At 63.0% G+C, this 23,963-nt stretch carries 21 protein-coding genes and 1 other RNA gene; 11 read left to right on the top strand and 11 right to left on the bottom strand.

Features of this window, described 5'->3' with window-relative positions:
• The first annotated feature begins 30 nt into the window (after positions 1 to 30).
• Positions 31 to 507 carry a molybdenum cofactor biosynthesis protein MoaE gene (locus tag PQR32_RS10720; protein ID WP_408225562.1) on the top strand — a complete coding sequence of 159 codons (477 nt, stop codon included), beginning with the start codon at positions 31 to 33 and terminating at the stop codon, positions 505 to 507.
• Positions 508 to 662: 155 nt separating this feature from the next.
• Here PQR32_RS10720 and PQR32_RS10715 read toward each other — a convergent pair whose 3' ends face one another.
• Entirely contained in the window at positions 663 to 1,208 is a 546-nt protein-coding gene (locus tag PQR32_RS10715; protein WP_408225559.1) for a group III truncated hemoglobin, read from the bottom strand.
• A 305-nt stretch (positions 1,209 to 1,513) separates the two neighbouring features.
• Between PQR32_RS10715 and PQR32_RS10710 the strand changes: the two genes are divergently transcribed.
• A complete protein-coding gene (locus PQR32_RS10710) occupies positions 1,514 to 2,014 on the top strand; it encodes an Rrf2 family transcriptional regulator (RefSeq protein WP_408225556.1) in 501 nt (166 codons plus the stop codon).
• Positions 2,015 to 2,132: 118 nt separating this feature from the next.
• Positions 2,133 to 4,730: an ATP-dependent chaperone ClpB gene (gene clpB / locus PQR32_RS10705; protein ID WP_408225553.1), complete on the top strand. Its 2,598-nt coding sequence runs from the start codon at positions 2,133 to 2,135 to the stop codon at positions 4,728 to 4,730.
• A 152-nt stretch (positions 4,731 to 4,882) separates the two neighbouring features.
• On the opposite strand, the gene PQR32_RS10700 is transcribed toward clpB, so the two are convergent.
• Positions 4,883 to 5,311 (bottom strand): YidB family protein, encoded by a 429-nt coding sequence (locus PQR32_RS10700; RefSeq protein WP_408225550.1) that lies wholly within the window; start codon positions 5,309 to 5,311, stop codon positions 4,883 to 4,885.
• Between the two features lie 220 nt (positions 5,312 to 5,531).
• Complete coding sequence (locus tag PQR32_RS10695; protein ID WP_408225547.1) at positions 5,532 to 6,128, bottom strand: ComEA family DNA-binding protein; 597 nt, start codon at positions 6,126 to 6,128, stop codon at positions 5,532 to 5,534.
• 301 nt (positions 6,129 to 6,429) lie between these two features.
• On the opposite strand from PQR32_RS10695, the gene PQR32_RS10690 reads away from it, so the two are divergent.
• Both PQR32_RS10690 and PQR32_RS10685 read left to right on the top strand, forming a co-directional pair.
• Positions 6,430 to 6,924, top strand: a complete 495-nt coding sequence (locus tag PQR32_RS10690) for a MerR family transcriptional regulator (RefSeq protein ID WP_408225544.1) — start codon at positions 6,430 to 6,432, stop codon at positions 6,922 to 6,924.
• Positions 6,876 to 7,325 (top strand): carboxymuconolactone decarboxylase family protein, encoded by a 450-nt coding sequence (locus PQR32_RS10685; RefSeq protein ID WP_408225541.1) that lies wholly within the window; start codon positions 6,876 to 6,878, stop codon positions 7,323 to 7,325. The genes PQR32_RS10690 and PQR32_RS10685 overlap by 49 nt, the downstream gene beginning before the upstream one ends.
• Before the next feature lie 170 nt (positions 7,326 to 7,495).
• Here PQR32_RS10685 and PQR32_RS10680 read toward each other — a convergent pair whose 3' ends face one another.
• The 8 genes from PQR32_RS10680 to trxA all read right to left on the bottom strand — a co-directional run bounded on the left by PQR32_RS10680 (position 7,496) and on the right by trxA (position 16,423).
• Positions 7,496 to 8,875, bottom strand: coding sequence for an MATE family efflux transporter (locus PQR32_RS10680; RefSeq protein ID WP_408225538.1), 1,380 nt, complete (start codon positions 8,873 to 8,875; stop codon positions 7,496 to 7,498).
• Between the two features lie 2 nt (positions 8,876 to 8,877).
• Positions 8,878 to 10,635, bottom strand: a complete 1,758-nt coding sequence (locus PQR32_RS10675) for an ArnT family glycosyltransferase (protein ID WP_408225535.1) — start codon at positions 10,633 to 10,635, stop codon at positions 8,878 to 8,880.
• Between the two features lie 294 nt (positions 10,636 to 10,929).
• Positions 10,930 to 11,196: a type B 50S ribosomal protein L31 gene (locus tag PQR32_RS10670; RefSeq protein ID WP_064269917.1), complete on the bottom strand. Its 267-nt coding sequence runs from the start codon at positions 11,194 to 11,196 to the stop codon at positions 10,930 to 10,932.
• Positions 11,197 to 11,427: 231 nt separating this feature from the next.
• Positions 11,428 to 12,267, bottom strand: coding sequence for a M90 family metallopeptidase (locus PQR32_RS10665; RefSeq protein WP_408225532.1), 840 nt, complete (start codon positions 12,265 to 12,267; stop codon positions 11,428 to 11,430).
• Between the two features lie 15 nt (positions 12,268 to 12,282).
• Entirely contained in the window at positions 12,283 to 13,839 is a 1,557-nt protein-coding gene (locus tag PQR32_RS10660; RefSeq protein ID WP_408225529.1) for an MFS transporter, read from the bottom strand.
• Positions 13,836 to 14,372, bottom strand: a complete 537-nt coding sequence (locus PQR32_RS10655; protein ID WP_408225526.1) for a MerR family transcriptional regulator — start codon at positions 14,370 to 14,372, stop codon at positions 13,836 to 13,838. Before PQR32_RS10655 ends, PQR32_RS10660 begins: the two co-directional genes overlap by 4 nt.
• A gap of 217 nt (positions 14,373 to 14,589) precedes the next feature.
• Complete coding sequence (rho, locus tag PQR32_RS10650; protein WP_006048863.1) at positions 14,590 to 15,858, bottom strand: transcription termination factor Rho; 1,269 nt, start codon at positions 15,856 to 15,858, stop codon at positions 14,590 to 14,592.
• A 238-nt stretch (positions 15,859 to 16,096) separates the two neighbouring features.
• Positions 16,097 to 16,423 (bottom strand): thioredoxin TrxA, encoded by a 327-nt coding sequence (trxA, locus tag PQR32_RS10645; protein WP_006048864.1) that lies wholly within the window; start codon positions 16,421 to 16,423, stop codon positions 16,097 to 16,099.
• Positions 16,424 to 16,866: 443 nt separating this feature from the next.
• On the opposite strand from trxA, the gene ffs reads away from it, so the two are divergent.
• The 6 genes from ffs to PQR32_RS10615 all read left to right on the top strand — a co-directional run bounded on the left by ffs (position 16,867) and on the right by PQR32_RS10615 (position 23,903).
• Positions 16,867 to 16,965, top strand: an RNA gene (ffs, locus tag PQR32_RS10640) — signal recognition particle sRNA small type.
• Positions 16,966 to 17,194: 229 nt separating this feature from the next.
• Entirely contained in the window at positions 17,195 to 19,915 is a 2,721-nt protein-coding gene (gene dnaX / locus PQR32_RS10635) for a DNA polymerase III subunit gamma/tau (protein WP_408225523.1), read from the top strand.
• Positions 19,916 to 19,982: 67 nt separating this feature from the next.
• Positions 19,983 to 20,309, top strand: coding sequence for a YbaB/EbfC family nucleoid-associated protein (locus tag PQR32_RS10630; protein ID WP_007182071.1), 327 nt, complete (start codon positions 19,983 to 19,985; stop codon positions 20,307 to 20,309).
• A gap of 260 nt (positions 20,310 to 20,569) precedes the next feature.
• Positions 20,570 to 21,166 (top strand): recombination mediator RecR, encoded by a 597-nt coding sequence (gene recR, locus PQR32_RS10625; RefSeq protein ID WP_011488245.1) that lies wholly within the window; start codon positions 20,570 to 20,572, stop codon positions 21,164 to 21,166.
• A gap of 271 nt (positions 21,167 to 21,437) precedes the next feature.
• Entirely contained in the window at positions 21,438 to 22,670 is a 1,233-nt protein-coding gene (locus PQR32_RS10620; RefSeq protein ID WP_408225520.1) for a CaiB/BaiF CoA transferase family protein, read from the top strand.
• A 195-nt stretch (positions 22,671 to 22,865) separates the two neighbouring features.
• The gene (locus PQR32_RS10615) at positions 22,866 to 23,903 is read left to right on the top strand and encodes an ABC transporter substrate-binding protein (protein ID WP_408225517.1); all 1,038 of its coding nucleotides are present in this window, start codon (positions 22,866 to 22,868) and stop codon (positions 23,901 to 23,903) included.
• Positions 23,904 to 23,963: the final 60 nt, after the last annotated feature.

The raw sequence follows: 23,963 nt of genomic DNA, 5'->3' as shown, positions 1-23,963 counted from the left end.
CCACGCCGCTTAACCGCATAGGAGCCCTAGATGCCCGTTCGCGTCCAGACGGAAGACTTCGACCTCACCACCGAGGTCGCCGCATTGCGCGCGCGCAATCCGAAGATCGGCGCCGTGGCGTGCTTCGTCGGCACCGTGCGCGATCTGAACGACGGCAGCACGGTCGAGACGATGGAGCTCGAACACTATCCCGGCATGACGGAGAAGTCGCTGGAGGCGATCATCGTGAGCGCGCAGGCGCGCTGGCCGGGTATCGAGGTGTTGATCGTGCATCGGGTCGGCAAGCTCTATCCGCTCGACCAGATCGTGCTGGTGGCGACCACGGCCATGCATCGCGGCGAAGCCTTCGCATCATGCGAATTCGTGATGGATTATCTGAAGACCCAGGCGCCGTTCTGGAAGAAAGAGAAGACCGACGCCGGTGAGCACTGGGTCGATGCCCGTGTGACCGATGACGCGGCCCTCGCCCGTTGGGGCATTGAATCGGGCAATCGGACGGGGGAGTAGGCGCGGCGGGTTCCGGTTTGCAGGATTCTGCGGGCCAGGTAAGCATCTTGACGCCACTCACGCCGTTCTGAAGCGCTCCCCAAACCTGTAGCCGCTCGGGTGGTGCTTTCCGGCCCACCGTGTGGGATAAAACAGCCCTGAAGCCTGAACACGGCTCATTCGTCCCGCGCCCGACCAATGATCCGCGCCGGAAACGGCTCGCCGGGCGGACGCGCCGCGTGAGTGGCATCCTCACCGTCGCGCGGGCGCCGTTTCGGCGCAACGCGGTCCAGCAGCGCCTGCTGCTCCTCCGGAATCTTGTAGTCCCAGCCGAAACGGCTCAACTGCAGACTCTGCGCGATCCGCAGCGCCGGTTCCATGAAGCGTACCGCCGCGGCAGGCTGATAACGCGATTCGACCGTATCCAGAAACAGATACAGCCAGCGGCTGAAGTGCAGCGGCTCGATTCCCTCGAGCGGCTGATGCGCCTGCTGCACGTTGCCGCGATATTGCTTCGCGCCCAGCACGAGGCTGCCCCAGAACGTGCACATCTTGGGCAGGTGATCGTCCCACCGGCCCGCCAGCGTCGCATCGAACACAGGGCCGAGCAGCGTATCGGCACGCACGCGGTCGTAAAAGCCATAGACGAGATCGCGGATATTCGCCTCGGTGGGTTCGGCGGCGCGCTCGACCACCGGCGCGGCAGGGAAGGACGGGTTCATGCGAATTCCAAAAAAATGCGGCTGTACATCGTGCATCGCCACATGGCACTACGGAGCGTCAGGAATGGCCTCAAATTGAGGCCGAACGAAAGGAAGTAGGATGCGAACACCCCGCTTTTCGTAAGAATGCCCCAGGCAGGAAACGTTACCATTACTGCCGAATCACCCACTCCGCCTGTCTGCGCAGAACCGGAAAATATGCGTAGCGCCTGCATCTTAGGGCGAAGCGACGGCCCACGGCAACCCTTGCATCGACGCGGTTATCTCCCGGATCGCGGCTTGCGCTCATTGCGATACCTGCACTCATGAGACTGACCGACTATACGGATTACTCACTACGCGTCCTGCTTTACCTCGCCGTTCGTGGCGAAGGATTGTCGACGATCCAGGACATTTCGGACGCTTACGGCATTTCCAAGAACCACTTGATGAAAGTCGTGCAGCAACTCGGCGAACTCGGCTGGGTCGAGACCGTGCGCGGCCGCAACGGCGGCCTGCGTCTCGCCGAACAGACGAATGCGCTGACGGTCGGCGAAATCGTGCGCGCGACAGAAAGCGACTTTGCGCTGGTCGGTTGCTTTCCGGACCAGCATGGCGAGCGCCGCGGTTGCGTGATTACAGCGCAATGCCGTCTGCGCGGCGCGCTCGAGGCGGCCCGCAGTGCCTTCCTCGCCGAACTCGACCGCCATACCATTGGCGAGGTGGCGCAGCCGCACGGCCCGCTGGCCGCACTGCTCGGGTTGAGCAGCGTGATTCCGATCACGCCGCTCGCGCCGGCCGGCGGCGACGCCGCGTCGCTGGCCTGAATGCGCCAGGCATTTCTCTCGCGTCAAATGTCAAATAGTTGTCGCTTGAGGCAAAAAAGCGCTTGAAACCTGGATAAAACGCCTCATTTTGGTGGTAATCGAAATTGGAGGTCGCTTGATGAGAATCGACAAACTCACCACTAAATTCCAGGAAGCACTGGCGGATGCCCAGAGTCTGGCCGTCGGCCATGACAATCAATACATCGAACCGGTTCACGTCCTGTCGGCGCTCGTCGCCCAACACGACGGCTCGGCGCGCTCACTGCTCTCGCGTGCCGGCGTGCACGTGCAGGCGCTGCAAACCGCGCTCGGCGACGCCATGACGCGTCTGCCGCAAGTGCAGGGCACGGACGGCAACGTGCAGATCGGCCGCGAGTTGACCGGTCTGCTGAACCAGGCCGACAAGGAAGCACAAAAGCTCAACGACACGTTTATCGCGAGCGAGATGTTCCTGCTCGCGGTCGCGGACGACAAAGGCGAAGCCGGCCGTCTCGCGCGTCAGCACGGCTTGTCGCGCAAGTCGCTGGAAAGCGCGATCGTCGCGGTGCGCGGCGGCTCGCAAGTGCATAGCCAGGACGCCGAAAGCCAGCGTGAAGCGCTGAAGAAGTACACCGTGGATCTGACCGAACGCGCGCGGGCCGGCAAGCTCGATCCGGTGATCGGCCGCGACGACGAAATCCGTCGTTCGATCCAGATCCTGCAACGCCGCACCAAGAACAATCCAGTGCTGATCGGCGAACCCGGCGTGGGTAAGACCGCGATCGTCGAAGGTCTGGCACAGCGTATCGTCAACGGCGAAGTGCCGGAAACGCTCAAGGGCAAGCGCGTGCTGTCGCTCGATATGGCGGCCTTGCTGGCCGGCGCCAAGTATCGCGGCGAGTTCGAAGAGCGTCTGAAGGCCGTGCTGAGCGACATCGCGAAAGACGAAGGGCAGACCATCGTATTCATCGACGAAATTCACACCATGGTCGGTGCGGGCAAGGCCGAAGGCGCGATGGACGCGGGCAACATGCTGAAGCCGGCGCTCTCGCGTGGTGAACTGCATTGCGTCGGCGCGACCACGCTCGACGAGTATCGCAAGTACATTGAAAAGGATGCCGCGCTCGAGCGCCGCTTCCAGAAGGTGCTGGTCGACGAACCGACCGTGGAAGCAACCATCGCGATCCTGCGTGGTCTGCAGGAAAAGTACGAACTGCATCACGGCGTGGATATCACCGACCCGGCGATCGTGGCGGCGGCGGAATTGTCGCATCGCTACATCACGGATCGCTTCCTGCCGGACAAGGCCATTGACCTGATCGACGAAGCCGCTTCGAAGATCAAGATGGAAATCGACTCGAAGCCGGAAGAGATGGACCGGCTCGACCGTCGTTTGATTCAGTTGAAGATCGAACGCGAAGCCGTCAAGAAGGAAAAAGACGAAGCGTCGCAAAAGCGTCTGCAACTGATCGAGGAAGAAATCGAGCGGCTGAATCGCGAATATTCGGACCTCGAAGAAATCTGGACCGCGGAAAAAGCCGCAGTGCAGGGCAGCGCGCAACTAAAGGAAGAGATCGAAAAAACGCGTGCGGAAATTACGCGCCTGCAGCGTGAAGGCAAGCTGGAGAAGGTCGCCGAGTTGCAGTACGGCAAGCTGCCGGGTCTCGAAGCGCAGTTGAAGGAAGTGACCAAGGCCGAGGCGAGCGAGCAGAACAACCCGACGCGTCCGCGTCTCTTGCGCACGCAGGTCGGGGCGGAGGAGATCGCTGAAGTCGTGTCGCGTTCCACCGGCATTCCGGTATCGCGCATGATGCAGGGCGAGCGCGAAAAGCTGCTGCAGATCGAAGAGAAGCTGCACGCGCGCGTAGTCGGCCAGGACGAGGCGATCAGCGCGGTGGCCGATGCGATCCGCCGCTCGCGCGCGGGTCTGTCGGATCCGAACCGGCCGTACGGTTCGTTCCTGTTCCTCGGTCCGACTGGTGTGGGCAAGACGGAGTTGTGCAAAGCCTTGGCGTCGTTCCTGTTCGATTCGGAAGATCATCTGATCCGTATCGACATGAGCGAATTCATGGAGAAGCACAGCGTCGCGCGTTTGATCGGTGCGCCGCCGGGATACGTTGGCTACGAAGAAGGCGGTTATCTGACGGAAGCCGTGCGCCGCAAGCCGTATAGCGTGATCCTGCTCGACGAAATCGAGAAGGCGCATCCGGACGTGTTCAACGTGCTGCTGCAAGTGCTCGACGACGGCCGCATGACCGATGGACAGGGCCGTACCGTGGACTTCAAGAACACGGTGATCGTGATGACGTCGAACCTCGGTTCGCAGGTGATCCAGTCGATGGTCGGCGAACCGCAGGACGCGGTGAAGGACGCGGTCTGGGAAGAAGTGAAGCTGCACTTCCGGCCCGAGTTCCTGAACCGGATCGACGACGTCGTGGTGTTCCATGCGCTCGACCGCTCGAATATCCAATCGATTGCGCGGATCCAGTTGCAACGTCTGCACGAGCGGCTTGCCAAGCTCGATATGCAACTTGTGGTGTCTGATTCGGCGCTCGAGCATGTCGGCAAGGTCGGCTACGATCCGCTGTTCGGTGCGCGGCCTTTGAAGCGTGCGATCCAGCAGGAGATCGAGAACCCGGTCGCCAAGCTGATTCTGGCTGGAAAGTTCGGTCCGAAAGACGTGATTCCGGTCGAACTGGAAGACGGCAAGCTGGTGTTCGAACGCGTCGTGCATTAAGCGGATCGCGTTCTTCTTCGAAGGAAGGCGCGGCAGCGGTCGAGCCGCTCGTGACGACGTTAAAAACGGCAACGAAGGTGACTTCGTTGCCGTTTTTTTTGCCCGCCCTGAATACGCAAGCGGGCAGGCGGCAGGCGAGGCCGCCCGCGTTGTTACGCGTTGCCCTTGCCGAACAGCGCCGACAAACCGCCGAGCGCGCCGAGCACCGTGGTGGCGTTCAGCTTGCCCTCAGCCGGAACTTCGCCTTCCGGCGTGGCGGCATTGACGACGTGCGGCAGAATCTGCGACAGCAGGCCGGTGACCTGATCCGGCTGCACGCCGGCCTTCGCCGCGAGGTTGGTCACGGTTTCCGAGCCGAGCACGCTGTGCAGCGCATCGGCCGCGATCGGCTGGTTCTCGCCGTTGCTGACCCACGAGGTCACGACGTCGCCGAGGCCTTTTTCCTTGAAGCGTTCGATCAGGCCGTTCAGGCCGCCCGGCTGGCTATTGACGAATTCGAGTGCGGCCGAAACCAGGGCTTGCTGGCCACCGCCTTCGGGGGATTTGCCAACCAGGGAACCGAGTGTGTCGAGTAGGCTCATGACGGGTCTCTCTTGAATGCCGACACGTGCTTGACGGGTCAGCGGGTGAAAACGCCGCGCGGTTGCGCGGCGCCGTGGACGGAAGGCGGGCGGCGGCGAGACGGCCCCGATGGGTTTTATCGCGTGAGGATCACGCGCATATCACCTGGGCCGTTACGCTGCCAGCGCTCAATCCTGTTTCGTACTCCGTTTCATTCTGTCCGGTCCTCGTTTCGTGCTGTCAGGCACCGCCCGAGGCCGCCGCAGCCGATGCGGCCTTGCTCTTCCTGGCTTTCTTCTTCGATGCTTTGGTGTCGGAGGCATCAGCCGGCGCCGCCGCTGCCGCGGTGGCCGGCGCGGAAGCCGCTGCCGCTTCGGATGCCGCAGCCTTGCTCTTCTTCTTCGACTTCGACGCCTTCGCGCCGGAAGCGTCAGCCGGCGCGGCTGGCGTCGTGTTCGCAGCCGTGGTTGGCGCCGCCGTAGGCGCGGTAGGCGCGGGCGTTGGCGCTGCCTTGGTGCTGGCCGTGCTGCTCGACTTCGTGGCGGGCTTGGCGCCGCTCGGCGGCGTGGACGAGCCGTTGATCGTCAGGCCGGCCGCTTCGAGATTGGTCACCGATTTGGCGCCAATGCCCTTGACGCGCGTGGCGAGATCATCGGCGTCCTTGAACGGGCCATTCTTGGTGCGTTCGTCGATAATCGCTTTCGCATGCACCGGGCCGATACCCTTGACCGATTCGAGCGCCGCCTGATCGGCGGAATTCACTTCGACGGCCGCCGCAAATCCGGCCGACAGCGACAAAGCCAAAGCAACGCAAAGCATTAAAAGCTTCTTCAGCATGGCAAGCACTCCATTGAGGGCAAAAAAGTTAGCCGCTAAGTGACGACTCATCCTGTCAGCATTCGCTGCGCTTAAGCATAGAACAAATTGCGCGCCCTTATTTGCGAACGCGGACGATTTATACCGATCGATTCATGACAAGTAAATCAGTGTGAACAAGATTTAAACCTTTTGCCTCGTTATTAGGCTGTTATGAGTTTATCGATCAAATCCCTGCGCCATAAAAAATGACAGCGCAGACAAATGACAGCAAGACGCGCTTGACTTAGAGTGCACTCGAAGTCCTAACCTGAGTTCCGTCATGTCGAATATTTCGAAAGCACTCACTATCGGGCAGGTCGCTGAAACGATCGGCGTTTCGACGCATACGCTGCGCTACTACGAAAAGGCCGGGCTGATTCGCGCCGTCGGCCGCACACCGGCGGGGCATCGGCTGTATTCGCCGGCCGATCTCGACTGGCTGCGGTTCGTGATGCGCCTGAAGGCGACCGGCATGCCGATCGCCGGCATGCAGGCGTTCGCGGCGTTGCGCGCAGAAGGGCAGCCGACGGTGGGCGCGCGCCGCAACCTACTGGTGGCGCATCGGGATGCGGTTTTGGCGCGGATCGCCGAGTTGCAGATCAACCTCGGCGCGATCGTCGACAAGATCGCGTACTACGAAGCGGCCGGGCGCGCACCCGCCGTGGAGCATTCGACACGACAGACCGACGAAACCCAAACGCATTCACATTCGGAAAGGGACTCACCATGGACCACGCAGACAACGACCGCTACACCCGAGGCTGGGACAAACTGAAGCAGATCGACGGCTCGGCCGGCGAACAGGTGATCGCCGCGCTCGCGCCGATCGCGCCGGATTTCGGCCGCCTGCTGATCGAATTCGGCTTCGGCGACATTTACAGCCGGCCGCAACTCGATCTGCGCGCGCGTGAAATTGCCACGATTGCCTCGTTGGCCACGCTCGGCTGCGCGCAGCCGCAGTTGAAGGTGCATATCGAGGCGGCGTTGAACGTCGGCTGCACGCGCGAGGAGATCGTCGAGGTGTTCATGCAGATGGCGCTTTATGCGGGATTTCCGGCGGCGCTGAATGCGCTGTTCGCCGCGCGCGAGATTTTCGAGCGCCATGATCAGGCGTTGATTGACGGGCAATCGGCGAGCGCGACGCAGGTGTTGGAGGAGGAAGCCCACGCGGGTTGATATCCGCGAGGCACGGGCGACAGCAAGGGTAGGGCAGGCGGCTGCTTTGCGCGGCCGCTATTTATTAAGGTTCTAACGCAACTAACGGTCTGTTATTGGCAGCCACTGCAACAGCGTGTCAGTGGCCGAGGATCAAACTACCGTTCATCAGCGCGAAAGCCGCAGCCCCGTCAAGCCGCTGAATCCACCCGAAGCGCCGCGTCCGTATGCAAATACCGCTTGCTCACCACGCGCCAATACATCAGCAAGCCAATGCCCGCAATCGCCAGACTCGCGGTATTCGCCACCCAGAAACCGCGCGCGCCGGTCAGCCATTCCGGCGTGACGCCGGTCACGTTGAAGCCGAGCACATAGCCGCCGCCGAGCCCCACGCCCCACAGCGCCACCGCGTAGATCACGGTCGGCACGACCGCCACCTTGTAGGCGCGCAGCACGAACGCGGTGGTGATCTGCAGGGCATCGAACAGGTGATAGCACACGACGATCAACACCAGCGGCAACGCCGCCGCCGCCACCTGCGCATTCGGCGTATAGCCTTCGATGATGTATGGCCGCAGCACCAGCACGATCGCGCCATAACAGCAGGCGATCGCCACGGCCATCATGATGCCGTGACGCGATAGGGTGCGCGCGGCTTCCGGACGATGCGCGCCGAGTGCTTGCGCGACCAGCGTCGACGAAGCGATGCCGATCGACAGCGGCGTCATGTACAGCACCGCGCCGATATTGCCGGCGATCTGGTGGCCGGCCAGCGTCGTCGTGCCGAAGCGCGCAATGAAGAGCGCCATGAACGTGTAGGAGGTCACTTCGATCAGATAGGACAGGCCCATCGGAATGCCCAGCCGCAGTAACGCCGCCTGACGTCGCCGGACCGGCCAGCAAAACTGCGCGAAGATCGCAAACGGCCTGAAGACGTCGACGCGCGTCAGCAGCAGCATACCGACCGTGGCCAGCGCCCAGTTAATCGTGGTGCTGGCGAGCGCGCAGCCCGGACCACCAAGCGCCGGCACGCCGAAGCCGCCGAAGATGAACCACGTATTGAGCGGCACCTTGAGCAGCAGCGCGCCGATCTGCAGGATCATCACGAGCCGCGGTTTGCCGACTGCGTTGGTGATCGAACTGTAGACGCGAAACGCGAGGCCGGCCGGCAAGCCGAAGGCCAGAATCCGCAGATATGCAACGGTGCGGTCGTGCAGCGCCTCGGGCACGCGCGCCAGCTGCAACACCGGGCCCGGGAAAAACAGAATCAGGAAACCGATCACGGTCAGCGCCAGCGCGAGCCACAAGGCCTGGCGAACTTCTTCGCCGATCTCGGTGTAGCGGCGCGCGCCGTAGAGTTGCGCGGTAATCGGTTGCAGCGCGGTCAGAATGCCGGTCAGCCCGATATACACAGAGATATAGATCGACGAGCCGAGGCCGAGCGCGGCGAGATCGACAGCCGAGTAGCGGCCGACCATCGCCGTGTCGATCACGCCGAACGCGATGATCGCCAGTTGGCCGATCAGCACCGGCCACGCGAGGCCAGCGATTTTCCGTACATCGGCGAACATGCTCAGTCGGCCTTCTTGTGCCAGCTGCGGCGTTTGACGACCGGCGGCTTTGGACGGTCGATGCGCACGTACAGACGGAAGCGTTCGTCACGGTCGGCCACGCGGCGGCCTTCCCACACCAGCTTCCAGACGAAGTCGGACATCGCGCTCGGGTCGCCGTAGTCCTGCGTGTCCTGACGCAGGATCACGTCGCAGTCCTGGTCGAAGGAGAAGTGCATGTCGCCGAAATAGGCGAAGGTCGCGATCTGCGCATTGCCGAGGCGCACCGGCGAAATGCAGGTGTAGTCGTCCGGCAGATGGGCGGATATCTGTTCAGCGACGTCCTTATAGGTCCGGCTGTAGTTGACGACCGGCAGCCATAACGTCATGAGCAGCACCCACATCAAGGTGGTGCCGGCGCTCGAGAGCACCACGCTGCGCCACAAGACTTTCGGATGGCGCGCGAGACGCCACTGCACCAGCACGAACCAGCAGATCGTCACGGCGACCGCGCACACGAACGACAGGATCTTGAACTGCGGCGCGAAGCCCGGCGCGAGACGCGCGAGATTGCGAGCGAGCGGATGCGGAAAGCCGGTCAGCCCCGCGATATAGACCAGCCAGACGAAGCTGCCGAGAATCGTGAAGCTCAGGAGCGCGAACCAGTCGATCGCGTTGATCGCGCCACGTTTGAGCGTGGGCAGCGCGAAAGCGGCCAGCACCGCGAGCGGCGGCAGCAGCAGCATGTAAAGCCGGTTCGACTGATGGCTCTGCAGCACGACCAGCACGAACAGCGGCCCGATCACCGAAAGCGGAATGGCGACGTGCGGCGCGCGGCGCAGGCCCGACCAGCTGAACCACGCCCAGAGTGCCAGCGGCCACGCCGGCCAGGTGAAGAGCGGCAGATTTTTCAGCGCATAGCCGGCGACCGAGCCGGGCGGCCCGGCGAACGAACTCAAGCTGACATGCACCCATTGATTGAGATACCAGACGGCGTCGTTGGGGAAGGCGGCGAGCGCGGCGATCGGCCACGCCACGGACAGCACGAGCGCCACCGGCAGACCCGCCAGCAGCAGCCAGCGCGAGCGCGTCTCGCGCACGATCAGGGTCATCGCCAGCGTGCCGAGCAGCAGCGCGGCGACCAGCACCGGGCTGCTGGCCAGGGTGACGAGGGCGATGGCGAGCCCCCAGATCAGCGCGCCCTGAATCGGCTTGTCGATCATGCGCACGAGCCCGTACACGAGCATCGCGATGCCGAAGAATTGCGCGAGCTGCGGCGTGGTTTCGTGGCCGCGCTCGGCGAGGCCGAAGCAGGCGAGCAGGATCAGCAGCGCGCCGTCGGCGAGCGTGCGGCCGTAGTCGCGTGGTTCCGGCTCGCCGCCGAACGCGTACTTGAACGGCTGGACTTCGGCACGCCGGCCGAGCAGGTAGGCGGCGTACCAGACGAACGCGCAGCCCGCGCAGAACATCAGGCCGGTGAAGACGCGCGAGGCATTGCTCGCATCGACCCACGGCGCGAGCAGGCGGATCGCACTGGCGCCGAACCAGTAGCCGAGCGGGCCGTCTTCAGTGAGGTACTTGCCGACCAGATTCGGCAGCAGCCAGTCGTGCGCGCCGCCATTCGCCATGGTCCACATGACGCCGAAGCCGGCTGCGTCCTCGTTCTTCCACGGATCGCGGCCGAATAGTCCGAACGACGCGTAGACGATACAGATGGTGAGCAGCAGCCAGCGCGGCAACGCACTGGTCGCTGAGGCAGTGAGGCGAACGACAGGTCTCATGCGGTGTGTGGATATTGGATAAGCGGTGCAGCCGGGACCGGACGGCATGTCCGGCTGGAATGGCCAATTTGGAGCATCCGGCATTGTAGTCGTGCCGTGCGATGCGCGTCACGGCCGGTAACGGCTCGCAACGTCGTTGGGAAAGCTGTAACACGGATTTGACGGTGAGCCGCCCGCGAGCGTTTTCGTCAACCTGGCACTGGCGATGGATCAGCCAGGCGACAAAAAAGGGCAGCTCGCGCTGCCCTTTTTGCTCCTGCTTCGCTGCCGGTCGAAGCCGACGACGGGCGGGTATTACTTCGCTGCTGCCTTGCCGGTAGCGCGCGAGCCGAACTTGTTGCGGAACTTCTCGACGCGGCCTGCCGTGTCCATGATCTTTTGCTGGCCGGTGTAGAACGGATGCGATTCCGACGACACTTCGATCTTGGCGAGCGGGTAGGTCTTGCCGTTGAATTCGGCGGTTTCACGCGTCTGGATGGTCGAGCGCGTCACAAACTTGAAGTCGTTCGACACGTCGATGAACAGAACTTCGCGGTAATCCGGGTGAATGCCTTCTTTCATGGTCTTTCCTTTAATCTGGCGGTAGCCAACCCGCGTGCAGCCGTATTTGCACGGACCGCATCTAGGCGCGAGCCACTTGCCTATGGTCGAAAAACGGCGATTATGCCAGAAAATCAGTCGCTTGACGACTGTTGCGGCGGCTTTTTGCTAGCAAGGTTTGCCGTTTTCACGGCTGTCTTGCCGGATCGCGGCCGGCGTGCGCGCCGGGCGGTGGCCCTTGCCTGCCGGGCGTTACGCGTCAGGTGCAGTGAACGTCACGCCGACCCGCGCCGGATCCTGCCGGTAATAGCGCGCAAGCAACCGGTAAAGCTCAGGATACTCGGCTTCGAACGCCTGCGGCTGGACGAACAGCGCCTCGCTGCAAACGGCAAAAAATTCCGATGGATGATCCGCTGCGTACGGATCGATCAGCGAGTCGCGTTCGAAGCGCGCCCAGCGGCGCTCCGGCACCGCGTCGACTGTCGCGCAGAAGTGGTCGTAAGCATGGTCGAACACGTCGGCCCAAGCCTGCGAATCGAGCGGCGCGTGCCAGCGGCGCATGAGCGGCGGGTGGCCGTCCGCGTCGCCGTTCAGCATGTCGATCTTGTGCGCGAATTCGTGAATCACGACGTTGTAGGCGTCCGTGCCGTCCGTCATCTGCGCGTCTTCCCACGACAGCACCACGGGACCGCCTTCCCATGCTTCGCCGCTCGCGTCCTGTTCGACTTCGTGCACCACGCCGTCTTCATCCTCGACCGTCTTGCGGATTACGAACTCGCCCGGATAGACGATCACCCCGACCCAGCCGCGATACAGATCGAGGCTCAGGTTCAGCACCGGCAGACACGCCTGGGCGGCGATCGCCACCGTCATCGCGTCGGTGAGTTCCAGTTCGTGCGCGGTCGAAAATTCTTTTTGCGCGAGGAACAGGCTCGTCAGTTCGCGCAAACGCACGAGGTCCGGCGCGGCGAGATGCGCGAGGAACGGCAGGCCGTCGAGCGTGGCTTGCCAGAGCGAATCGTCGATCGCGTAGTCGCGTAGCGCGCGCTCGCGCCGGCGTGTGCCGATCCATTGAGTCAGTTTCGAGAGCATGGCCTGAAGCAACCCTTAGTCGATCTGTTTTTGCCACGCGGCAAACAGCCCGCCGCATATCGCCACGCCGATCACGAAGTAGAAGCCGTCCAGCGAGGCCAGAAAACTGGCCTGTTGCGCGACCGTGCGGCTGATTTCCACGACCGCTAGCGAGTGCGCCTCGGACGGCGAGCGGCCAGTGGCGGTAAAGCCATTCGTCAGCGCGGCGAGCGAGTTCTGGAACACAGGATTGTACGGATTCACGAACTCCGCGAGGCGAGTTTCGTGCAGCGCCTGCCGATGCTGCTCGACGATGATTACGGAAGCCGTCGCGAACGACATCGTCAGTTGCCGCACGATGTTTTTCAGCCGGTAGCCATGCGTGAATTCTTCGATGGCGAAAATTCTGAACGTCAGATTGGCGACCGGTAGCACGATGAACAGCAGCAACAGGCCGCGCAACAGCAGCGGCAGCATCAATGCCGCTTCGCCGACGCCGGGCGACATGCGCGTCATCAATGCCGCGGCGAACGCGGCCACGGCGAAGCCCGGCACGATGATCCACTTCTTGCGCGGCAGCAGCTTCGCATAACGCAAATAGACGAACAGGGCGCTAGCCGAAATCAGCGACGTCACGCCAACCAGTTGCCCGGTGTTTTCGACCGGATAGCCGAGACCGCTCTCGAGAAAGCGCGAGATCAGATAGCTGAACACCGTCGAGATGTAGTAATAGAACATGTAGAGCACGAGCCCGACCTGGAAGACCTTCTCGCGCAGCGCATTGAGGCGCACCAGCGGCGCGGGATGATGCCACTGGTGATAGGCGAACCAGCCTAGCGCGACGATCCCGGCGACGGTCAGCAGAATCAGTCCGGGCGACGTGCTGAACAACTGGAAGCGCACCTGCTGCATCACGATTTGCAGCGCGCCTTGTGCAAACGCGAAGATGATGTACGGCCAGAAATGCGCGGCGCCGCGTTCCTCGGGCAGGCGGTTGCCGGAGTCGGGCAGCGCGAGCAAGGCCAGGACCGCGAATAGCACGCCCACGGGTGCCGTGCACGCGAACAGCGCGCGCCAGTCGAAATGTCCGATCAACTGGCCGCCGATCAGCGGCGCGAGGGCACTGCTCAGGACGATCAGCACGAGAAACGCGCGGGTGGCCGCGGGCCGCTGCTGCGGCTTGAAACTCATCTGGATCAGGATGCGGCAGGTGCCCATCATCGGGCCGATGAAGTAGCCTTGAAAGCCACGCGCGAACGCCAGTTCGATCGACGATTCGCACAGCGCCGCGGCCACCGCGCCAGCGGCATAGAGCAGCATGCAGCCGGCCACGTAGCGCCGGTAGCCGAAGCGTTCGACCCACCATTGCTGCTGCAGGATGCCCAGCACCGCCGCGACCGCATAGGCGCTCGACGCCCATACCAGTTCATCGGGCGACGCGTTGATGCCGCCGGCGATATAGCTCGTGAAAAACGAGAAGATCGAATTGTCGAAATAATCGAGGCCGGTGACGACGGCCAGCACCCAAGGGAAGAAGTCGCCGCGCAGCTTTTCGACGCTGAACAACGGCACGCGGGACGACGTCGTGCTCATGAGGATTCGCCCGGCGCGGGGTCGTCCGGTTCTTTTGCCTGCCTTGAGGGTGGTGCGTTGCCCGCTTTGGCGCGCGCGTTGCGGCGCTGCTCGAGCAGCGCCTCTGCATTTTCGCCGGCGAGGCGCCGCTTGAGATAGTCGAGGTCGGGGCTCAGTTCGGCGCGCAGCTTCTGCGCTTCCTTCAATTCGCGGCGCACGCTTTCGATGCGGGCGTCGAGTGCTGCGACCTGCTGCTCGATGGCGTCGTGAATCTGCTGCAGCGACTCGGTCGAGTAACGGTGGCCGCCGTCGACAGGTTCCAGCGGGCGCTTGAGCATTTCGGTAACGCTGTGCAACGAGAAGCCGAGCGAGCGCAAACGCAGAATGCGGCCGAAGCGCTTCAGATCGTCCTCGTCGTAAAGCCGGTAGCGGCCTTCGCTGCGCGTGGGCGAGACGAGGCCGCGCTCCTCGTAGTACTTCAGGGTGCGCGGTGTGACGCCGAGACGTTCGGCGGCGTCGCGCACCGTCAGCAGAATGGGTGAGTCCTTGGACATAGGCGTGTGACAGACATGACGGACTGGTTGCATTGTACTTCAACGTGTACGTTTACGTACATGTTGTCCCGATCGACAGCATGGACCTTGGAAAGCTGATGGGTGGTTTGCGCGCCGCGCGCGAATGGCAAAAACGACGGACGAAAAAAAGCCGCTCGTTTGCGACGAGCGGCTTTCCTGTGTGGTGCAGTCAGTGCGGCTACATCAGCCCGGGGCCTTAGCTGCCACCACCACGACGCATCATGTCGAAGAACTCCGAGTTGCTCTTCGTCTGACGGATCTTGTCGAGCAGGAATTCCATCGACTCGACTTCGTCCATGTCGTGAATGAACTTGCGCAGCACCCAGATCTTTTGCAGCACTTCGGGCTTGATCAGCAGTTCTTCGCGGCGCGTGCCGGACTTGTTCAGGTTGATAGAAGGGTAGACGCGCTTTTCAGCAAGACGGCGCTCCAGGTGCACTTCCATGTTGCCGGTGCCCTTGAACTCTTCGTAGATCACGTCGTCCATGCGGCTGCCGGTTTCGATCAGCGCCGTGCCGATGATGGTCAGCGAGCCGCCTTCCTCGATGTTGCGCGCCGCGCCGAAGAAGCGCTTCGGACGTTGCAGCGCGTTGGCGTCGACACCACCCGTCAGCACCTTGCCCGAGGCCGGCACGACCGTGTTGTACGCACGCGCGAGACGCGTGATCGAGTCGAGCAGAATCACCACGTCGTTCTTCATTTCGACGAGGCGCTTGGCTTTTTCGATCACCATTTCGGCGACCTGCACGTGACGCGCGGCCGGTTCGTCGAACGTGGAGGCGATCACTTCGCCCGCCACCGAACGCTGCATTTCGGTCACTTCTTCCGGGCGTTCGTCGATCAGCAGCACGAACAGCACGACATCCGGATGGTTCTGCTTGATCGCGTGGGCGATGTGCTGAAGCATCACGGTCTTACCCGACTTCGGCGACGCCACCAGCAGCCCGCGCTGGCCTTTACCGATCGGCGCGATCATGTCGATGATGCGGCCCGTGACGTTTTCCTCGCCACGCATTTCACGTTCGAGCAGCAGCACCTTGTTCGGGTGCAGCGGCGTCAGGTTTTCGAACATGATCTTGTGCTTCGAGGCTTCCGGCGGCTGGCCGTTGACCTTGTCCACCTTCACCAGCGCGAAATAGCGTTCGCCGTCTTTCGGCGTGCGCACTTCGCCTTCGATCGTGTCGCCCGTATGCAGATTGAAGCGGCGGATTTGCGACGGGCTGATGTAAATATCATCCGTGCTGGCGAGGTACGAGGTTTCCGGCGAACGCAGGAAGCCGAAGCCGTCCGGCAGCACTTCGAGCGTGCCGTCGCCGAAGATCGTGTCGCCCGTTTTGGCTCGTTTTTTTAGAATGGCGAACATCAATTCCTGCTTGCGCAGGCGGTTCGCACTTTCGATCTCGAGGCCATTGGCCATCTCGATCAATTCGGACACGTGCAGAGTCTTAAGCTCGGATAAATGCATACGGAGAACCCGCAGGAGAAGGTGCGACGAAATGAAATCTGGGAGGAGAGTGAGCGGAACCGCTCAAGGACTTACACGTCTTTTCGACGTTTTGCGGATTCTAGCATAGCACACGCCAGTTTCCGTCAGTGCGACGGCATGGCATCTTTCTTGTTGAGCGTGTTGCCGGCTGACAACACGCTCAACACGACGCGCCCGCGGGCCTCAGAAGGCTCCGAGCACGCCGCTGCGTCTGCTTTTACAGATTGCCGTCGAGGAACGCGGTGAGTTGCGACTTCGACAAGGCGCCGACTTTCTGCGCGGCGACAGCGCCGTTCTTGAACAGGATCAGCGTGGGGATGCCGCGCACGCCGAACTTGACCGGCGTCGATTGATGTTCGTCGACGTTGATCTTGGCGATTTGCAGGCGATCGGCGTAATCCTTCGCGACTTCGTCTAGGATCGGCGCGATCATCTTGCACGGACCGCACCATTCAGCCCAGAAATCGAGCAGCACGGGTTTATCGGATTTCACGACGTCCTGTTCGAACGATGCGTCGCTAATATGCTTGATTTGTTCGCTCATTGTATGAATACCTCTATCGGTTCGAGGCCCGCCTGAATTGCTCGCCACGATACGTCAAAACCTAAGGAAACTTCCGTTCGCTTTGCCGCAATCGGAGCCTTGCCGACACACGCCGGAAAAGGTGAAAACCCGTTTCGGAATATGTGGAGGGCTCGCGTTTGCGGGTCATCCGTACGGCAGTTTAGCTTAATTCGCTATGCGTTGCCGGGGGCGATAGTACTCATCAGGGCAGTGGGGCCAATGGCTGCCGATGAAGTGCCGCCGTGTTTCATCAACCATGACGCAACCTATCTGGTGGCTCGGTGGCCAAACTCAAGTGGCGTCCGCACGAGTGGGTCGCGACATTCGTCTATATGGAGCGAACGGCGCGATTCGGCGCGCCGTTGACGCTTTGCTCGTATTAACAGTCGCACGACGGCCCAAGCGGTGATAGAATGTTTCGTGACGGGCCTCCTCGCATGGAGGGATGGTCAACCTGGTCAGGTCGGGAACGAAGCAGCCACAGCCGTTTTCCACCAGTGCCGAGGGTCAGGCTCGTCACCTTCCTTTTCTGTTTTCTCTTGTTGTTCTCCGCCTGTTCTTCCGCAAACGCTTTCTATCTCCTGTTTTACCCTGAGTGCAGCCGCATGCAACCATGCCTTATGGTGTTTTCGCGCGCCTCATCTATTTTTTTCTATCGGTCCGTTAGCCAGTTTCAATGAAGTGGCGCGAAGCGTTCGTGCGCCGCTGCGAATCGGTTTTGCGCGGCATCGTTACTGATACAATTTCCGGATGACCTATCAAGTTCTCGCACGCAAATGGCGGCCGAAGGATTTCGCTTCGCTCGTCGGACAGGAGCACGTGGTGCGCGCGCTCACGCACGCGCTCGACGGCGGCCGTCTGCACCATGCCTATCTGTTTACCGGCACACGCGGCGTCGGCAAAACCACGCTGTCGCGCATCTTCGCCAAGGCGCTGAATTGCGAAACCGGCGTGACCTCCACGCCGTGCGGCGTATGCCGCGCGTGCCGCGAGATCGACGAAGGGCGCTTTGTCGATTATGTGGAAATGGACGCGGCGAGTAATCGCGGCGTCGACGAAATGGCGGCGCTGCTGGAGCGCGCCGTCTACGCACCGGTGGACGCGCGCTTCAAGGTCTATATGATCGACGAAGTGCACATGCTGACCAACCACGCCTTCAACGCCATGTTGAAGACGCTGGAAGAGCCGCCTTCGCACGTCAAGTTCATTCTCGCCACGACGGATCCGCAAAAGATTCCGGTCACGGTGCTGTCACGCTGTCTGCAGTTCAATCTGAAGCAGATGCCGGCCGGCCATATCGTGTCGCATCTCGAGCACATTCTCGGCGAAGAGAAGGTGCCGTACGACGCCCAGGCGCTGCGCCTGCTCGCGCGCGCGGCCGACGGTTCGATGCGCGACGCGCTCTCGCTGACCGATCAGGCGATCGCTTATTCGGCCAATCAGGTGAATGAAGAAGCCGTGCGCGGCATGCTCGGCGCGCTGGATCAGAGCTACCTGATTCGTCTGCTCGACGCGCTCGCGGACGGCGACGGCGCCGCGGTGCTGTCGGTCGCCGACGAGATGGCGTTGCGCAGCCTGTCGTTTTCGACGGCGCTGCAAGATCTGGCGAGTTTGCTGCATCGGATCGCGTGGGCGCAATTTGCGCCGTCGTCGGTGCTGGACGAGTGGCCCGAGGCGGCCGACCTGCGCCGCTTCGCCGAAGCGCTGAGCGCCGAGCAGGTGCAATTGTTCTATCAGATCGCGACGATCGGCCGGAGCGAACTAGGTCTCGCGCCGGACGAGTACGCCGGCTTCACCATGACGCTGCTGCGCATGCTTGCGTTCGAACCGGCGCCGACAGGTGGTGGTGCCGTGGGTTCGGCGCGTGCGTCTGGCCAGGCGGGAGCGAGTGGGGCGAAACGTGCCGGTGCGCCGGCTGTGGCCGCGCAGCAGGGTGCGTCGGGAGCGCCTGCGATCGCGGCTGCAAGCGCTGTGCTGGGGAACTCGCGTGGTGCGAGCGTGAACGCCACTGCGCCGGTTCGTGAAACGCAGCCGGGCAATGCTGCTGTGGCCGACAAGGGCGCCGCAGCGGTTGGCGCATCGGTCGAGCCTGCGACGCATCCCGCGCAGCAAGCCAATAGCCCGGTTGAAGTGCAGCCTGCTGTTAGCCGCATTCAACCGACGTCGCCGGATTCTCCTCAAGGCGTGGCAGCAGAGCAATCACTTGACGCTGAGCCGGCAATCACCGCCGAGTCGGCGCCGGTTGTTCAAGACGTGAATTCGGCGCCGTTGCAGTCGGTGGACGATGCCGCCGCGGCATCCGCGTCGCCAGTCTCGTCTGCAGCCTCTGCGACCGCCGCCTTGGCGCCGTGGGATGACGCACCCGCCGCTTCGGCGGCGAACGAAGCTTCCGTAACCGCTGGCCCCGATGGTTCGGCCACCACTGAAGTCCCCGCTGCGGCCTCCCTCGATGACGCAGCGCCCGAGTCTTCGCTAAGCGCACCCGCAGCTGCCGCGCTCGCACGCACCGAGCAGGCCGCCGCAGCAGCACCGTCGCAGGAACCGTCATCCGCAGGCGATAGCGCACCGCGTCGCGCAGGCGGCGCGAGCGCCGCGCTCGACGTCCTGCGCAGCGCCGGTTTGAAAGTGTCCTCGGACCGTGGCCGCGCGACCGCGGCAGCGGCCGCGAAACCCGCCGCGCCGGCTACGCCGAAACCAGCCGCACCGCGCGTCGTCGTTCCCGTGCCAACGCCGGGGGCGCCGCGCCGTGCTTCGCAGCAGAATGCCGCGCCGGCAACAGCGGCCGCCCGCGCCGCAGGGTCAGCGCCGTCATCGCCCGCACAACGCAACGGCGCTGAGCAAAGCGGCTCGTCGGTGCCGCCGTGGGACGACATGCCGCCCGACGAATACATGCCGCTCACCGCCGCGGACGAAGGCTACTACGGCCTGCCGGACGACAGCTACATGCCCGTCTTCGGCAGCGGCCCGGACGACGTCCGCGTGAGTACCGCCGCGGCGTCCACACAAGCACCGGTGGTCGATCAACGTCCGCTGCCGCCCGCCGTTCCGCTCGATCCGCTGGGTTTCAAGGGCGACTGGCCGGCGCTCGCTGTCGACTTGCCGCTCAAGGGCATTTCATATCAGCTCGCGTTCAACAGCGAACTGATGGCGCTGGAAGGCAACACGCTCAAGCTGAACGTGCCGGTGCCGCAGTACGCGGAAGCCACGCAGGTCGCTAAACTGAAAACCGCGCTCGCCGACAAGCTCGGCCAGACTGTCGACGTGCTGGTCGAAGTCGGTCCGGCGCGCCGCACGGCGGCCGCGCACGACGCCGCCATGCGCGCGCAGCGTCAGCAGGAAGCGGAGCGCGAGATCGGCGCCGACCCGTTCGTGCAGTCGCTGATCCGCGAGTTCGGCGCGAGCATCGTGCCCGGCTCGATTCGCCCGATTACTCCGGACGCCGGCTCGAACGGCGCGCCGTCGGTCCACTGATTCGCCGCGCGACATACCATAGCGCGCCCGATTTCCGAATTTCACGCTATCAAGAAGGAGCATGTCCATGATGAAAGGCCAACTCGCCGGGCTGATGAAGCAAGCCCAGCAGATGCAGGAAAACATGAAGAAGATGCAGGAGCAACTCGCGCTGATCGAAGTCGAGGGGCAGTCGGGCGCCGGTCTCGTGAAGGTGACGATGACTTGCAAAAACGACGTACGCCGCGTATCGATCGACCCGAGCCTGCTCGCCGACGACAAGGACATGCTGGAAGACCTCGTCGCCGCTGCGTTCAACGACGCCGTGCGCAAGGCCGAAGCCACCGCCCAGGAAAAGATGGGCGGCATGACTTCGGGCTTGCCGCTGCCGCCGGGCTTCAAGCTGCCGTTCTGAGCGCCGCCGCCGCGAGGCGGCGTACGCGCCGCGGTTGCTGTCGCCGCGACGCGAATGGAACAGCGGAACACGCGAGTCGCACAGGCTGTCAGTGCGACACTCGCTGCGCGCGTGTTCCGGCCTGGCTCAACTGGCCGTGGCTCGCCCGGAGGCGCATCGCGCACCCTCGAACAGGCCATCGCCAGAATGATAAACACTGCCAGAATCAACCGCATCGCCACCCGGATAGCCGGGCAACACCCACTTCGACGCCGATCCGCATGAAACAACCTTCCGCCTTGTCGGCGCTCGTCGAAGCGCTGCGCGCGCTGCCCGGTGTCGGGCCGAAGTCCGCGCAACGCATGGCGTACCACCTGATGCAGCACGACCGCGACGGCGCCGAAAAACTCGGCCGCTCGCTGCTGTTCGCCACCGAACATCTGCAGCACTGCGAGAAGTGCAACACCTTCACCGAAGCGCAGATCTGCGAGGTCTGCCTCGACGAGGAACGCGATCCCACCTTGCTGTGTGTCGTCGAGACGCCGGCCGATCAGATCATGCTCGAACAGACCATGACCTATCGCGGCCTCTATTTCGTACTGATGGGACGCCTCAGTCCGCTCGACGGCATCGGTCCGAAGGAGATTCATTTCGACCGGCTGGTCAGACGCGCGTCGGATGGCGTCGTCAAGGAAGTCGTGCTCGCGACCAATTTCACCAACGAAGGCGAGGCGACCGCGCATTACCTCGGGCAGACGCTCAAGGCGCGCGGCCTCGCCGTCACGCGCCTCGCGCGCGGCGTGCCGGTGGGCGGCGAACTCGAGTATGTCGACGCCGGCACGATTGCCCGCGCCATGCTCGACCGTCGCTCGATGTAGCGCAAGGCACCTGCCACAACGGAACGCAACGCAACGCGCGTCAGGATCAGAATGGCAAACTATCTTGCATGGGACCGGAGTAAGTGCTTTGCATGGGACCGGAGTAGCGCGCTAAAGCACGAACTGCAGTCGACAGCTAAAGCGCCAACTCTGGCCGACAGCTTTGCATGGGACCAGAGTAAGGCGCTAAAGCGCCAACTCTGGCCGACAGCTTTGCATGGGACCGGAGTAAGGCGCTAAAGCGCCAACTCTGGTCGACAAAAGGAGACACATGAGCGCTACCCCTGAAACAGGCGCGAGCGCAGCGCCTCAAGGCCCGCTCGCCGGCGTCAAGGTGCTGGAACTCGGCACGCTGATCGCCGGTCCGTTCGCCGCGCGTTTTCTCGGCGAGTTCGGCGCCGACGTCATCAAGATCGAAGATCCCAAGGGCGGCGACCCGCTGCGCAAGTGGCGCAAGCTCTATCCGGAAGTCGGCGGCACGTCGCTCTGGTGGGCCGTGCAAGCGCGCAACAAAAAGTCCGTCACGATCAATCTGAAGACCGAAGAGGGCAAGGAGATCGTGCGGCGCCTCGCGAAAGAAGCGGACATCGTCGTCGAAAATTTCCGGCCGGGTTTGCTGGAGAAACTCGGGCTCGGCTATGACGTGCTGTCGGCAGAAAATCCCGGCCTCGTGATGGTGCGCCTGTCCGGTTACGGCCAGACCGGTCCGTATCGCGACCGGCCCGGTTTCGGTGCGATCGCCGAATCGATGGGCGGCTTGCGCCATATCACCGGCTATCCGGATTTGCCGCCGCCGCGCATCGGCATTTCGATCGGCGATTCGATTGCCGCGCTGCACGGCGTGATCGGCGCGCTGATGGCGCTGCATCACAAGCAGGTGAACGGCGGCAAGGGGCAGGTCGTGGACGTCGCGTTGTACGAGGCCGTCTTCAACATGATGGAAAGCGTGGTGCCCGAATACGGCGTGTACGGCATGGTGCGCGAGCGCACCGGCGCGTCGCTGCCGGGTATCGTGCCGTCCAATACGTATCCGTGCCGCGACGGCAGCATCGTGATCGGCGGCAATAGCGATCCGATCTTCAGGCGTCTGATGATCGCGATCGAGCGCGAGGATCTCGCGAACGATCCGGCGCTCGCACACAACGACGGCCGCGTGCCGCGCACTCAGGAAATCGACGGCGCGATTGCGGCGTGGCTCGCCACGCGCACCATCGACGAAGCGCTCGCCGTGTTGAATGCGGCCGACGTGCCGGTGGGCCGCATCTACAGCGTGGCGGACATGTTCACCGATCCGCAGTTCATGGCGCGTCAGATGATCCAGCGTTTCAAGTGGCAGGACGGCCATGAAATCACGCTGCCGTCGGTCACGCCGAAGCTCTCGGCCACGCCGGGCGAGACGCGCTGGCTGGGCCCGGAACTGGGTGAACATACCGATGAAGTCCTGCAATCGCTAGGTTATGATGCTGACCACATTGCAAGGTTGCACGCGCAACAGATCGTTTGAGTAAGCGCGCCGCGCGGGCATGCTCGCCGCGCGTGATTCACGGATGTCGCGCCAACAGCGTCGCGCAAGCCGTGACTCGAACACGGATACAAACGCGGATACAAACGCGGCGCTCACGAGCGCGGCGGCAGCAAAGAAAGCCGGCAAAAAAGCCGGACAGAAAACCGGACAACAAAAGTTTGGAGACTCGAGACCATGCAACGGAGAAGCTTTCTCGCCGGCACCGCCGCACTCGCGGGCGCCACGCTCGCCGTCACGCCACTCGCTTTCGCGCAGGGCAAACCTGAAACTAGCAAGGTGGCGATCGCAGTCGGCGGCAAGAACCTGTTCTACTACTTGCCGCTCACCATCGCGGAGCGCCGCAACTACTTCAAGGACGAAGGGCTCGACGTCGAAATCTCCGACTTCGCCGGCGGCTCGCAGGCATTGAAGGCGGCGGTCGGCGGCAGCGCAGACGTGGTGTCCGGCGCGTTCGAGCACACCTTGCTGCTGCAGGCGCAAAAGCAGATGTTCCGCGAATTTGTCCTGCAGGGACGCGCGCCGCAGATCGTGCTCGCGGTCTCGAAGAAGACCATGCCGAACTACAAGTCGATTGCCGATCTGAAGGGCAAGAAAATCGGCGTGACCGCGCCGGGGTCGTCGACCTCGATCATGGCGAGCTTCGTGCTGGCTAAAGCCGGGCTGAGCGCAAAAGACGTCGCGTTTATCGGCGTGGGCGCGGGCGCCGGCGCCATCGCCGCGTTGCAGTCGGGGCAGATCGACGCGATCGCCAATCTCGACCCGGTCATGACCAAGCTCGAGCGCACCGGCGAGATTCGCGTGGTGTCGGACACGCGTACGTTGACCGACACGCGCAGCGTATTCGGTGGCGATATGCCGGCGGGCTGTCTGTATGCGTCGCAAAGCTTTATCACGAAGAATCCCAACACCACGCAGGCGCTGACCAACGCGATGGTGCGCGCGCTCAAGTGGCTGCAAACGGCGACTGGCAGCGAACTGATCAACACGGTGCCTGAAGGCTACCTGCTCGGCGACCGCGCGGTGTATCTGGACGCGTGGCAGCACGTGAAGGAAGCGATGTCGCCCGATGGCCTGATGCCGGCGGACGGCCCCGCGACGTCGCTGAAGACCTTGCAGGCATTCGACCCGAACGTGCAGGGCAAGCCGATCGATCTGTCGAAGACGTGGACCAACGACTTCGTCAAGAAAGCGCTGACCACCGTCAAGGCTTGACAGTCGGGCCTGGCGTTCGGGCTGCGAGGCAACTCGAGCGCGTTCGCCTCAGCCTCGGCG

The sequence above is a fragment of the Paraburkholderia dipogonis genome (assembly GCF_046027395.1).
In the GTDB taxonomy this organism is placed as follows: Bacteria; Pseudomonadota; Gammaproteobacteria; order Burkholderiales; family Burkholderiaceae; genus Paraburkholderia; species Paraburkholderia dipogonis_A.
The sequence above is the reverse complement of the archived record's forward strand: the minus strand, read 5'-3'. Positions and strand labels throughout refer to the sequence as shown.